Origin of the sequence: Pseudomonas poae (assembly GCF_001439785.1) — a bacterium.
Lineage (GTDB): Bacteria > Pseudomonadota > Gammaproteobacteria > Pseudomonadales > Pseudomonadaceae > Aquipseudomonas > Aquipseudomonas poae.
The window spans coordinates 1-12,817 of sequence record NZ_JYLI01000009.1 but is presented as its reverse complement, the minus strand read 5'-3'; the positions used below and the strand labels follow the sequence as shown (position 1 = coordinate 12,817).

At 61.8% G+C, this 12,817-nt stretch carries 12 protein-coding genes and 2 pseudogenes; 10 read left to right on the top strand and 4 right to left on the bottom strand.

Annotation, left to right across the window (positions count from 1 at the left end):
* Positions 1-237: 237 nt before the first annotated feature.
* Both tcuC and TU75_RS12310 read left to right on the top strand, forming a co-directional pair.
* Positions 238-1,542 carry an MFS transporter gene (tcuC, locus tag TU75_RS12315; protein WP_060549080.1) on the top strand — a complete coding sequence of 435 codons (1,305 nt, stop codon included), beginning with the start codon at positions 238-240 and terminating at the stop codon, positions 1,540-1,542.
* Positions 1,542-2,300 (top strand): substrate-binding domain-containing protein, encoded by a 759-nt coding sequence (locus TU75_RS12310; RefSeq protein ID WP_015371497.1) that lies wholly within the window; start codon positions 1,542-1,544, stop codon positions 2,298-2,300. The genes tcuC and TU75_RS12310 overlap by 1 nt, the downstream gene beginning before the upstream one ends.
* Here the strand turns inward: TU75_RS12310 and TU75_RS12305 are convergent.
* Positions 2,292-3,194, bottom strand: a complete 903-nt coding sequence (locus TU75_RS12305; RefSeq protein ID WP_015371496.1) for a LysR family transcriptional regulator — start codon at positions 3,192-3,194, stop codon at positions 2,292-2,294. The two genes, TU75_RS12310 and TU75_RS12305, sit on opposite strands and share 9 nt — an antisense overlap.
* Before the next feature lie 167 nt (positions 3,195-3,361).
* Between TU75_RS12305 and TU75_RS12300 the strand changes: the two genes are divergently transcribed.
* Genes TU75_RS12300 through TU75_RS12275 form a run of 6 tightly spaced genes read left to right on the top strand, consistent with a single transcriptional unit; the run spans position 3,362 to position 8,748 of the window.
* Positions 3,362-4,213 carry an STAS domain-containing protein gene (locus tag TU75_RS12300; protein WP_003233975.1) on the top strand — a complete coding sequence of 284 codons (852 nt, stop codon included), beginning with the start codon at positions 3,362-3,364 and terminating at the stop codon, positions 4,211-4,213.
* Between the two features lie 2 nt (positions 4,214-4,215).
* Positions 4,216-4,578: an STAS domain-containing protein gene (locus tag TU75_RS12295; protein WP_003233973.1), complete on the top strand. Its 363-nt coding sequence runs from the start codon at positions 4,216-4,218 to the stop codon at positions 4,576-4,578.
* Positions 4,575-4,979 carry an anti-sigma regulatory factor gene (locus TU75_RS12290; RefSeq protein WP_003233971.1) on the top strand — a complete coding sequence of 135 codons (405 nt, stop codon included), beginning with the start codon at positions 4,575-4,577 and terminating at the stop codon, positions 4,977-4,979. The genes TU75_RS12295 and TU75_RS12290 overlap by 4 nt, the downstream gene beginning before the upstream one ends.
* On the top strand, positions 4,970-5,977 hold the full coding sequence (locus TU75_RS12285; RefSeq protein ID WP_082630382.1) for an ATP-binding protein: 1,008 nt from the start codon (positions 4,970-4,972) through the stop codon (positions 5,975-5,977). Before TU75_RS12290 ends, TU75_RS12285 begins: the two co-directional genes overlap by 10 nt.
* The gene (locus tag TU75_RS12280; RefSeq protein WP_003233967.1) at positions 5,970-6,833 is read left to right on the top strand and encodes a sensor histidine kinase; all 864 of its coding nucleotides are present in this window, start codon (positions 5,970-5,972) and stop codon (positions 6,831-6,833) included. The genes TU75_RS12285 and TU75_RS12280 overlap by 8 nt, the downstream gene beginning before the upstream one ends.
* Positions 6,823-8,748, top strand: coding sequence for a response regulator (locus TU75_RS12275; RefSeq protein ID WP_060549079.1), 1,926 nt, complete (start codon positions 6,823-6,825; stop codon positions 8,746-8,748). Before TU75_RS12280 ends, TU75_RS12275 begins: the two co-directional genes overlap by 11 nt.
* 18 nt (positions 8,749-8,766) lie before the next feature.
* On the opposite strand, the gene TU75_RS28550 is transcribed toward TU75_RS12275, so the two are convergent.
* Together TU75_RS28550 and TU75_RS28545 are read right to left on the bottom strand one after the other, a co-directional pair.
* Positions 8,767-9,630: a methyl-accepting chemotaxis protein gene (locus tag TU75_RS28550; RefSeq protein ID WP_413469468.1), complete on the bottom strand. Its 864-nt coding sequence runs from the start codon at positions 9,628-9,630 to the stop codon at positions 8,767-8,769.
* Positions 9,622-10,392: pseudogene (locus tag TU75_RS28545) on the bottom strand (MCP four helix bundle domain-containing protein); the annotation flags it as partial. The pseudogene TU75_RS28545 and the gene TU75_RS28550, both read right to left, overlap by 9 nt.
* Before the next feature lie 261 nt (positions 10,393-10,653).
* On the opposite strand from TU75_RS28545, the gene TU75_RS12265 reads away from it, so the two are divergent.
* Entirely contained in the window at positions 10,654-11,880 is a 1,227-nt protein-coding gene (locus TU75_RS12265) for an MFS transporter (protein ID WP_060549077.1), read from the top strand.
* 438 nt (positions 11,881-12,318) lie between these two features.
* A pseudogene (locus TU75_RS12260) lies at positions 12,319-12,558 on the top strand (LbetaH domain-containing protein); the annotation flags it as partial.
* Here TU75_RS12260 and TU75_RS27870 read toward each other — a convergent pair.
* Positions 12,549-12,817 (bottom strand): hypothetical protein (locus TU75_RS27870; protein ID WP_211267968.1); only part of this gene is annotated, 269 nt, incomplete at its 5' end. The pseudogene TU75_RS12260 and the gene TU75_RS27870 sit on opposite strands and share 10 nt — an antisense overlap.

Genomic DNA, 12,817 nt, shown 5'->3' with positions numbered 1-12,817 from the left:
AGGGTGAGGTGTTGGCAAAGTAGAACGCGCCGAAAGCTCCCACCAAGGCAGGAACGAACTTTATAGGGGAGCGGGCCCGTTCGCTCTCATAGTTGTAATGGGATGGCGCTGCGGATTGATAGCAAGCACACATCAATCTATCCAAATTTGTCACTTATCATTTCTAAATGTGTCAGCCACTATCTCGGGTCTTAAGCGAAACAAGCACTTTAAAAAGAACGCTGGAGACACAAAACCATGACAAGCCCTTCCCGGCCCGCCTCTGCCTCCTCGAAAGTTGGCGCGGTTTTTCGCGTTACTTCGGGTAACTTCCTCGAACAGTTCGACTTCTTTCTGTTCGGCTTCTACGCCACCTACATCGCTGCCGCGTTCTTCCCCTCCGCCAATGAGTTCGCCTCATTAATGATGACCTTCGCCGTATTCGGCGCCGGCTTCCTGATGCGCCCGCTCGGTGCGATTATTTTGGGTGCTTATATCGATGATGTGGGTCGCCGCAAAGGCTTGATCCTGACCCTCTCGATCATGGCCAGCGGCACGCTGTTGATCGTGCTGGTACCGGGTTACCAGACCATCGGTCTGTGGGCGCCGCTGCTGGTGCTGTTGGGTCGTCTGCTGCAAGGCTTTTCGGCCGGTGCGGAACTGGGCGGCGTGTCGGTTTACCTGTCGGAAATGGCAACGCCGGGCCGCAAGGGTTTCTACACCAGCTGGCAGTCGGGCAGCCAACAGATCTCCATCGTGGTCGCCGCTGCATTGGGTTACGGCCTTAATGTGTGGATGGAACCTGCAGTGGTGGCCGATTGGGGCTGGCGCATTCCGTTCGCCGTGGGCTGCGTGATCATCCCGTTCATCTTCATCCTGCGTCGCAACCTGCAGGAAACCGAAGAGTTCGCCAACCGCACGCATCGTCCGACCATGCGTGAAGTGATGGCGACCCTGGTGAAGAACTGGACCGTGGTTATCGGCGGCATGCTGATGGTGGCCATGACCACCACTGCGTTCTACCTGATCACGGTGTACGCGCCAACGTTCGGCAAGACCGTGTTGCAACTGAGCACCTCGGACGCCCTGCTGGTGACCTTGCTGGTGGCGATCTCCAACTTTATCTGGCTGCCGATCGGCGGCACCTTGAGCGACCGCTTCGGCCGCAAGCCGGTGCTGCTGGCCATGACGTTGTTGACCGTGCTTACCGCTTACCCGGCGCTGTCCTACGTGGTCAACGCACCGAGCTTTGCGCACATGCTGGAAACCCTGCTGTGGTTCTCCTTCCTCTACGGCATGTACAACGGCGCGATGATTCCGGCGCTGACCGAAATCATGCCGGTGGAAGTGCGCGTGGCGGGCTTCTCCCTGGCCTATAGCCTGGCGACCGCGATCTTCGGCGGGTTCACCCCGGCGATTTCCACCTGGTTCATCCATATCACTGGTGACAAGGCCTCGCCGGCCTACTGGATGATGTTTGCCGCGCTGTGTGCGCTGTGCTCGACCCTGGCGCTCTATCGTCGCGCCAATGCCCGCGGGCAAGTGATGCAGGGAGCGGTGTAATGACGTTTCTCTCTAAAACCCTGACCGCCCTGGCCCTCAGTGCCCTGGCGCTGACGGCCCAGGCCGAACAACTCAAGGTGATGACCTCCGGCGGCTTCACCGCCGCCTACAAATTGCTCGGCCCGCAATACGCCAAGCAAAGCGGCGACACCCTCGACACCATCCTCGGCCCGTCCATGGGCAAGGCGCCGGAAGCGATTCCCAACCGCCTGGCCCGTGGCGAACACGCCGACGTGGTGATCATGGTCGGCTACGCGCTCGATGAGCTGATCAAACAGGGCAAGGTTGACCCGGCCTCCCGCGTGGAGCTGGCGGACTCGCGCATCGGCCTGGTGGTCAAGGAAGGCGCGGCCAAGCCGGTGATCAACACCGATGCAGACCTGAAGGCCGTGCTGAGCAAGGCCAAGTCCGTGGCCTACTCGGACAGCGCCAGCGGCGTGTATGTCGAGAAAGAGCTGTTCAAGAAACTCGGCATGCCGGCCAAGGGCACGATGATCGAACGCGCGCCAGTGGCTGAACAGGTGGCCAAGGGTGATTACGAAGTGGGCTTGCAGCAGGTGGCGGAATTGTTGCCAGTCAAGGGCGTGACCTTTGTCGGCAAGCTGCCGGAAGACGTGCAGTCGGTCACGCGCTTTGCCGCTGGCATTCCGGTCAACGCCGAACACAAGGACGAGGCCAAGGCGCTGCTCAAATTCCTCGCCTCCCCCGAGGCGCAACCGGTGGTGCAATCCACCGGCCTGGACTCGGTGTCACGCTGACCGAAACGGCATCTCCCGCACCAACCGTTCCAACTCCAGCGCCGCTGGCGGCAATGTCCGCCCGCGGCGTTTTATCAAGCCCACGTTGCGCATCACCTGCGGCTCCACCAGCGGCACGCTCACCAGAATCGGGTGCTCGCACGCCGGCATCGCAATCGATGGCACCATCGCAACGCCCAACCCCGCCTCCACCAGCCCGATCATCGTGGTCACGTGGTGGGTCTCGCAGATGCTCGGTTTTTTCACCCGCACTCCACGCAGGGCCTGGTCCAGCAGGAAGCGGTTGCCCGAGGTCTTGTCCACCGTGATGTAGTCGTGCTCGTAGGCTTCGGCCCAGCTTACGCTGTCGCGCTCGGCCAACGGGTGATCACGCCGGCAGGCCAGCACATAGCGCTCCTGCAGCAACAGCTCGAACTCCACCTCATCGGCCAGGCTGCCGCTGAAACTCACGCCAAAATCCGCCTCGCCGCTTTCCACCGCATTGCACACCTCGCCGGCACTGGCATCGAGCACACGCAGGCGAATCTTGGGGTACAGCTTGTGGAATTCGGAGATCACGTGAGGCATGAAGTAGTACGCCGTGGACGGCACGCAGGCGATGGTCACGTTGCCCATGCGGGTGGAGGCCACATTACTGATGCCCATGAGCGCGATGTCGAGGTCGTCGAGCATGCGCTCGACCTGCGGCAGGAACGCGCGACCGACCATGGTCAGGCTGACGCGGCGCGTGGTGCGCTCGAACAGCTTGACCGCCAGCGCCGACTCGAGTTTTTCGATGCGCCGGCTGAGGGCCGGTTGCGAGATACGGATGGCCTCGGCGGCGCCGCGAAAGCTGCCCTTGTCCACCACGGCGCGGAAGGCTTGGAGGTCGTTGAGGTCGAAGTTGATGATCACGGGTCGGCTGCTGGTTCAAAGTGAACCGCGATACTACCTTACAGGCACGGTTCACGCGCAGTCAGCCCGGCCGGGGCGTTGCTGTCAGATTCGCTGAAAAAGGTTCCGAGCGATGCAATTTAGTATAAATTGCCATCACTTTATTCATGGCTTAAAGGAGATTACCCGTGGCAACTCTGCAGGCAAAAACAGTCCAGGCATTGCAAGACAATCGCATTGACCTGCTCAACGAATGGACGCACAGCCTGGAGGCCACGGGCGCCACACGCAACCTCAAAGGGGACGACGTCAAGCAACAGACGGGCGACTTCCTCAACCTGCTCGCCGACGCCCTGCATAACGGCGGCTCGCAAAACATCAATCACGAAAACTGGGCACAGACCCGGCTGTTCCTGGAGAAACTGTCCCACAGCCGCGCACTGGTCGGCCAGGATTCCCAGCAGACCGCCAGCTTCATTTTCGCCCTCAAGGGCCCGGTGTTCGCCCTGCTGCAGCGCGAATACGCCAACGACGGCGCGCAACTGGCCGAGCAATTATGGGAAGTGTCCGAACTGCTCGACGGCCTGGGCATGCACACCATCCGCACCTTCCAGAAATCCCGTGAGGCGGTGATCAAGCGCCAGCAGGAAGAACTGCTCGAGCTGTCCACTCCGGTGGTCAAGTTGTGGGACGGCGTGCTGGCCCTGCCGATGATCGGCACCCTGGATTCGCAACGCACCCAGGTGGTGATGGAATCGCTGCTGCAGCGCATCGTCGACACCGGTTCGGAAATCGCCATTATCGACATCACTGGCGTGCCGACCGTGGACACCCTGGTGGCCCAGCACCTGCTCAAGACCGTTACCGCGATCCGCCTGATGGGCGCCGACTGCATCATCAGCGGCGTGCGTCCGCAAATTGCCCAGACCATCGTGCACCTGGGGCTCGACCTGCAAGGCGTCGTCACCAAGGCCAACCTGGCCGACGCTCTGGCGCTGGCCCTCAAGCGTCTGGGCGTCAACATCAGCAAGGCAGTCTGAGCATGGAACGCATCCCTATTTTGCAGATGGGCGAGTTTCTGCTCGTGACCATCCAGGTGGACATGCACGACCAACTCGCGCTGACCCTGCAGGACGACCTGTCGGAACGCATCAGCCGCACCTCGGCGCGCGGTGTGTTGATCGATATTTCGGCGCTGGACATGGTCGACTCGTTCATCGGCCGCATGATCGGCACCATCTCGGGCCTGTCGCGCATCATGGACGCCCAGACGGTGCTGGTGGGCATGCAGCCGGCCGTGGCCATCACCCTGGTGGAACTGGGCATGAACCTGCCGGGCGTGGCCACCGCATTGAATGTGGAGCGCGGCATGAAATTGCTGCGCGACCGGGTTGAACACTCATGACCGAAGCCAGCAGCGGCACGCATCCCGTGCTGATCGAACAGGACGTTGTGCTGGCGCGACAATTGGTACGCAAGCTGGCCCAGGAATGCGGCATGCGCCTGATCGATCTGACCAAGCTGGTCACGGCCGTCAGCGAGCTGGCGCGTAACACCGTGGTGTACGGCGGTGGCGGCTATATGGATTGGGAGGTGCTGGAAAAAGACCTGCGCCCCGGCGTGCGGCTGACCTTTCGTGACGAAGGCCCGGGCATTCCCGACCTCAAGCTGGCGATGACCGATGGCTGGACCTCCGGTGGCGGTCTGGGCCTGGGGCTGACCGGTGCCAAGCGCCTGGTGGATGAATTCGAACTGGAGACCGCGCCGGGTAAAGGCACCCGCGTGACGATCACCCGATGGTCCTGAATATCCACAGTGCACTGACCCAGGTGCTAGGGGTCGAGGACGTCAGTCAGGTGGGCTACGCGCGCCGCACGGCGCAGCTGCTGGCCGAGCAACTGGGCTTTGACGAAACCGACGCCGGGCGCGTGGCGCTGGTGGCCACCGAGCTTGCCAGCAATATCCTCAAGCATGCCAATCACGGCCAGTTGCACCTGCGCGCCACCGGCAACGGCGGCGTGGAGATGATCGCCGTGGACCGCGGTCAGGGCTTCGACCTGGATAACTGCCTGGTGGACGGTTTTTCCACCAGCGGCACCCAGGGCATCGGCATGGGCGCGATTTCGCGCCTGGCCCAGGTGTTCGATGTACATGCCGATTCGCGTGGCACGGCGATGCTCGCGCGCCTGTATCCGCGAGCCTCGACGGCTCGCGACATCCGTTACGGGGTCAGCCAGCATTCGTTGCACGACGACCCGCATTGCGGCGATGCCTGGCACCTGATGGTCGAGCCGGGACGCTTCAGCGTGATGGTGGCTGATGGCCTGGGCCATGGCATTGATGCCGAGCGCGCCTCGCAGGCCGGTGAGGCGGTGTTCGCGCAGGATGCGTTTCTCGACCCGACCGTGCTGATGAACGACCTGCATGTGGGCATGAGCGGCACCCGCGGCGGCGCCATGGCGATTGCTCAATACGATGCCTCGGCCGACACCCTGCGCTTCACCGGCATCGGCAACATCGGCGCCAGCCTGATCGGCCATGGCAAGCCTCGGGGGCTGGCCTCGCACCCTGGGATCGTCGGCGTGCAATTTCGCAAGGCCCAGCCCTTCGACTACGCTCAAGTGACCGGACAGTTGCTGATTCTGTACAGCGACGGCTTGCAGTCACGCTGGAACCTTGCCGATTACCCGGGCCTGGTGCACCGCCATCCGGCCCTGATCGCCGCCATTCTGCACCGTGATTTCTGTCGCGGCCGGGATGACGTTACCGTGTTCGTGATTGCCCTGGAGGCCATCAATGGCTGAAACCACTGCCTCCCTCGCCGATGAAGTCAAACGCCTGCGCCTGGAAGGCGACGCCCTGCGCGCCGAACTGGAAGAGACCAACCAGGGCGTGCTGGCGCTGTATGCCGAGCTGGACATGCAGGCCGACCAACTGCGCCAGGCATCGGACCTCAAGAGCCGCTTCCTGTCGTATATGAGCCATGAATTTCGCACACCCCTGGGTTCGATCCTGAGCATCACCAGCCTGCTGGTGGATGAACTCGATGGCCCGCTGAGCCCTGAGCAACACACTCAGGTCGGGTTCATTCGCAGCTCCGCCAGCGAGCTGCGGGAAATGGTCGATGACCTGCTGGACCTGGCCAAGATCGAGGCCGGGCGTATTTCCATCTCGCCGGCCTGGTTCGACATGTTCGATCTGTTCTCGGCGCTGCGCGGAATGTTCCGGCCCATCGTCGATGCCTCGTCGGTGGACCTGATCTTTGAAGAGCCCGCCGGCTTGCCCAAGCTGTATACCGATGACAAGAAGCTGGCGCAGATCCTGCGCAACTTCATCTCCAACGCGCTCAAATTCACCCTGCAAGGCGAGGTGCGGGTGTCGGCTCGCATGGAGAACGACCGCGAGATGCGCTTTGCGGTGCTGGACACGGGCCTGGGCATTCCCGCCGAGCTGCACAACAACCTGTTCGAAGACTTTTCGCAGATCGACTCGCCGCTGCAAAAACGCCTGCGCGGCACCGGCCTGGGCCTGTCGCTGTGCAAGCGTTTCGCTGAATTGCTGGGCGGACGCGTGGGCGTGGAAAGTACGCCCGGCGTGGGCTCGCTGTTCTACGTGATCATTCCTCTGTCCATCGAAAACGAGACTGTCGATGAAGCGTGACATTCGATTACTGATCGTCGACGACAACGCCGCCACGCGCTATGCCCTGCGCCGCCGCCTGGAGCGTCACTATGGCCAGGTGCTGGAAGCCGGCACTGGCCAGGACGGGCTGGACCTTATCGCCCGCGAAAAAATCGACGCGCTGATTCTGGACGTCAACCTGCCGGACATGAGTGGCTTCGATATCGTGCGCCGCCTGCGCGCCGACCCCTCCACCGCGTTGCTGCCGGTGGTGCATGTGTCGGCGGCGTCCATCGAGACCGGCGACATCATCACCGGCCTGGACGCGGGGGCCGATGCCTACCTCATCCACCCGGTGGACCCGGATGTGCTGCTGGCGACCCTGCGCACCCTGCTGCGGGTGCGTGACACCGAATATGCGCTGCGCGAAAGCGAGGCGCGCTTTCGCGAGATTTTCTTCAATATCAGCGCGCCGATTGCAGTAATGGATGCGCAGCTCAAAGTCCACGAATGCAACCACGCCTTTGCGCAGTTGATTCACGACAACCTCAACCCCGACGCCCTGCTCGAATGCTTTGCCGACGGCCAGCGTGCCGTCATCGGCGAACTGTGCCAGCGCCTGTCAGCCGGCGAGCGCTGGAAAGGCACCCTGCAGTTGAACGTGAATGGCGAATTGCGCGAGACCGAGTGGCAGATTTCGCCGTACAACCGTGTCGAGCTGAGCCTGGTGTTCGTGGAGGACGTGACCGAGCACCGCCACCGCGAGCGCCATCAGCAGGCCGAACTGGCCAATGCCGCGCGCCAACTGGCGCGCACCGAGGCGCAACTGTTGCAGGCGCAGAAGATGGACGCCCTGGGCAAGCTCACCGGGGGCATCGCCCACGACTTCAACAACCTGCTCACCGGGATCATCACCAGCCTGGAGCTGATCAAAAAACGCATCGAGAGCCAGCGCACCGAGAAGGTCCTGGGCTACGCCGATGCAGCGCTGAGTTCGGCCCTCAGCGCGGCCGGCTTGACCAATCGACTGCTGGCCTTTGCCCGCCAGCAGCCGTTGGACACGCGCCCTATCGATATCAATGCGCACATCCGGTCACTCGAAGAGCTGCTGGTGCGCACCATTGGCGAACACATCGCCCTGAAGCTGGAGCTGACCAGCAACCCGGCGGTGGCGCTGGTGGACCCGATCCAGCTGGAGAGCGCGGTGCTCAACCTGGTGATCAATGCCCGCGATGCCCTGCCCCAGGGCGGCATCATCTGGGTCACCACTTACCCGGCGTATTCCAATGGCAACCTCAAGCTGGAAAACGGTCCCTATATTGCGCTGTCGGTACGCGACAACGGCGTGGGTATCGACCACAGCGTGATCGACAAGGTGTTCGACCCCTTCTTCACCACCAAGCCGGTGGGCCAGGGCACAGGCTTGGGTCTGTCGACCATCTACGGTTTCGCACGCCAGTCCGGCGGCGATGCGCAGATCCGCAGCGTCACCCGCCAGGGCACCGAAGTCACCATCATGCTGCCCGCCGCCGAAGGCCCGGCCACGCTGGCCACAAAGCTGGTGGCGGTACCTGGGGTGAGCAAGGGGGAGCACATTCTGATCGTGGAGGACATGCCGTCGGTGCGCAGCTTCGTCGCCGAAGTGCTGGTGGATGCCGGCTACCAGTGCAGTCTGGCCGCCGACGGCGACGAGGCCATGGTGATCCTGCAGGCCGACCCGAGCATCGACCTGTTGCTGACCGATTACGGCCTGCCGTATATGACCGGCCGTGAACTGGCCGACCATGCGCGCGTGCTGCGCACTGACTTGCCGATTTTGCTCATGACCGGCTATGCGGAAAATGCGGCCAATCGTCAGAGCTTTCTGGGCGAACGCATGGACTTGATCACCAAGCCGTTTCACATCGATGAGCTGCTGGAGAAAATTCGCCAGGGGATGGAGCGTCGGGTCTAGGCCGACGCTCCCCAGGCACTACAGGCGAAACCGCGCCACGGCGTCGTTGAGCGCTACCGCCAAGCGTGCCAGCTCCTGGCTCGAACCGCTGACCTGCCCGGCGCCCGAGGACGACTGCGCCGACAGGTCACGGATATTCACGATGTTGCGGTCGACTTCTTTAGCCACCTGGGCCTGCTCCTCGGCCGCACTGGCGATCACCAGGTTGCGCTGGTGAATCTCATCGATCGAATCAGTGATCCGACTCAAGGCACCACCGGCGCCCTCGGCCAGGCTCAAGGTCTCGGTGGCGCGCTGGGTGCTTGACTGCATCGACGCCAGCGCATCATTGGAGCCAGTGCGCATGGCGGTCACCATCTGGTCGATCTCCAGGGTCGATTGCTGGGTGCGATGGGCCAGCGCCCGCACTTCATCGGCCACCACCGCGAAGCCACGCCCTGACTCGCCGGCACGCGCCGCCTCGATAGCGGCGTTAAGGGCCAGCAGGTTGGTCTGCTCGGCGATGGAGCGAATTACGTCGAGCACCTTGCCGATGTCCCGCGATTGTTCGGCCAGGTTCTGCACCAGGTTCGAGGTTTCGCCGATGTTGCTGCTCAGGGCCTGAATCGCGCTGACTGTTTCGCCGACGCGGTGCTGGCCTTCGCGCGCGGTTTCATTGGAGAGCCTGGTGGATTCGGAAGTAGAAACCGCGTTGCGCGCCACCTCGTCGGCGGCCGAGGTCATCTCGTTGACCGCCGTGGCTGCCTGCTCGATCTCTGCCGTTTGCTGTTGCAGGCTGCGGCTGCTCTGGTCGGTGATGCCATTGAGGTCGGTGGCCGAGGCGGACACTTGTACCGCAGACTGGCGAATCAGCTGCAAGGTATCGCGCAGGTTGCCTTGCATCGATTGCAACGCGACGAGCAAGCGGGTCACCTCGTCGTCGCCACTGACTTCGACGGTCTGGGTCAGATCGCCGCGTGCAACGTTTTCCGCAGCACGCATGGCCTGTCCCAATGGGCCGACAATACTGCGCGTCAACAACCAGGCCAGGGCCACCGTGCTCACCCCCGCCAGGATCACAAAACCGAACACCATGGTGAGCGAGCGGCTGTATTGCGCCTCTGCCGCCTGGCCCAGCTGGTTGATCTGGCTGTTGTAATAGTCGCCGAGTGCGTTGAGCTGGGCCCCGGAGCCATCGACCACGGTTTTCATGTCCACCAGCAGCAACTTGTTGAGTTCAGCGCCCTGCTGCTTGTCGGCCAGCACGAACGACTGCGACAGCCCTTGCTGGTACTGGCGCAGCGAGACCTGGAACTGATCGTAAAGCGCGCGCACTTCAGGCGTGTCGACCAACGCGTCGAGCTCGGCCAGCTTCTTGGTCAGGTCCTGGCTGCGGGTGTCCATCTGACCGCGGTACATCGCAAGGTTCGCCGGGTTGGTGTCCAACGCCATGCGCAACGAAATCGTGCGGATACGCAGCATGATTTCGCGAATATCGGCCACCAGCCGCATCTTCGGCACCAGCCCACTCTCCACCTGCACCGCCCGGGCGCGAATACTCGCCATGTTCGACAGCGCGAAAAAGCCCAGCAGGGCCACAAGCAAGGCAATCAAGGCAAAACCCAGACCGGCACGGCGGGCGATGGACAGGCTGCGAAGGGACATTTTGAGGGCTCTCATGGGGAGGGATACGACATCGTATGACAGCGTTTCGGCCTGACAGGCTTGGACTTGAGGGAAAAAAACGGAAATAAAGAGTCCTGATATCCAAGGTAGAATTCGTGCTCAAAGCATCACATCGATCACACTGATGATGACTATCGAAACGAGCGCCTGCCGATTTGTCGGCGGTCATCTCTATAATCCCCTCCCGCAGCCCTCCCCCCGCCTGACTAAAGGCGACATTCATCCTTGGAATCCGACACCATGCCAAGTGCCAGCCAGGCCTCCAGCGGCCTTCCCGAACATAATCAACAGAGCGTCAAACAGCAGTGGCTGGCGATTCTGTCGGTTGCCGTGGGCGCATTCGCCCTGGTGACCAGTGAGTTTCTCCCGGTGGGCGTGCTCAACGACGTCGCCAGCGACCTGGGCATCACGGCCGGCCACGCCGGGCTGATGGTGACCCTGCCCGGCATCATGGCTGCCCTTGCCGCGCCGTTTCTGTCAGTGAGCATCGGCGCGATGGACCGTCGCTATCTGCTGATCAGCCTGACGCTGATCATGATCATCGCCAACGGCATCGTGGCGTTTGCCAGTGATTTCAACGTGCTGTTGTTTGGGCGTGTATTACTGGGCATAAGCATCGGCGGCTTCTGGGCCACGGCCATCGCCCTCAGTGGCCGCCTGGCGCCCAAGGGCGTCGACGTGGCGAAGGCTACGTCGATCATCATGATGGGCGTGACCCTGGCCACCGTGCTGGGCGTGCCGGTGGGCACCTGGCTCAGCGGCCTGATGGGCTGGCGCATGACCTTTCTGGTGACCGCACTGATGGGCGTACCGGTGCTGCTGGCGCAGGTGCTTCTGCTGCCACGGCTCAATCCGGAAAAAGCGATTCGTGTCAGTGACCTGCCGGCGTTGTTTTACAACCCGCAGGCGCGGGTGGGCCTGATTGCGGTACTGCTGATCGGGCTGGCGCACTTTGCTGCCTACACTTATGTCGCGCCGTTTTTCAAATACAGTGCCGGCTTTGATGGGCAGACCATCAGCTCGTTGCTGCTGCTGTTTGGTGTGGCCGGGGTGGCGGGCAATGTGTTCGCTGGCTTCGCCGCCAACCGCAGCGTGCGCAATACCCTGCTGCTGGTCGCGCTGATGATCGGCACCAGCACCGCGCTGTTCCCCCACTTCGCCACCGGCATGACCGGCGCCGCGCTACTGATCGCACTGTGGGGCTTCGCGTTCGGCGCGTTCCCGGCGTGCTCCAGCATCTGGATGTTCGTGGTGGCGCCCAAGGATGTGGAGCGCGGCATGCCACTGTTTGTCGCGCTGTTTCAGGTGATCATTGCGCTGGGCTCTTTCTTTGGCGGGCAGATCGTTGATCAGATGGGCAACTCGGTGTTGTTGAGTCTTGCCACGGTACTGGTGGGCTTCGGGTTTGTAACGGTGCTGGTGCTGGGGAGGAATGTCAGTAACCGACTGGTCGCGCAGCCAGCCTGACCGTTAGCTTTTGCAGAGGCCTGCCAGGCGATGAGTTTGGCGGGCCTTTTTTGTTTTGGCCGCAGACGTATTCGATCTGGAAAAACCTGATAAAGAGAATGCCCGCCCTGAAACTTGCGCGCGCAAGGCTGCGAGCTAGCCTCAAACCTGTCGCCGCTGTGGCGACCTACTGTCAGGGAGCTTTATATGCCAACACGCTATCGTGATGCAGTTACAGGGGAATACGTGACGGAAGCTGAGGCGAAGAAAAGGCCAAGGGAGACGGTGAGGGAAACGGATAAAAAACCGTCGACAAAATCGAAGGGTAAAAAGTAGCGTTATCGTTTTAGCTCGGGCCGTGCAGATCTGCGGTTACCTTTTTCGGAATAACACGCCATGACGCTGTTTGAAATCAATGCATTCATCGAACGATGACCCACCCCGGGCCTGATGCCCGCTGAGGCCGTAAATATCGAGGCCGGTGCGATCATTGCCAATTACCGCAACGAACTGAACGGGGCGCAAATCAAAATCCGTTATCTGGATAAGGTGATCGAGACGGGAGTGAGCACATTCGGCGCCCTGGTGGGAGACGGTTGCAAGATTGGTGCAAACGCCGTCATTGCCCCTGGCGCGCTGTTGCGGCCCGATACTCATGTGCCTCGCTTGGGATTGATTGACCAGTTCGCTTACGATTGAACGCCTCGGCACTGGTCATATTCAAACGGCAGGAACGAAAAAGCCCCTGAAGTGTTCAACCATTTCAGGGGCTTTTGCTGTTTACAGGCAACTCCAATACAAAGCACCGACCCATTCTTCACTAACCCTATTGTGTAGTGGTCTAATGAAACCGGACACCCATTTAGGCGAGAATGCTCGCCAGATCGAGGTGTCAGATGACCAAACAACGCCGCTCCTTTACTCCTGAATTCAAACGCGAGGCTGCCGACCTCGTGCT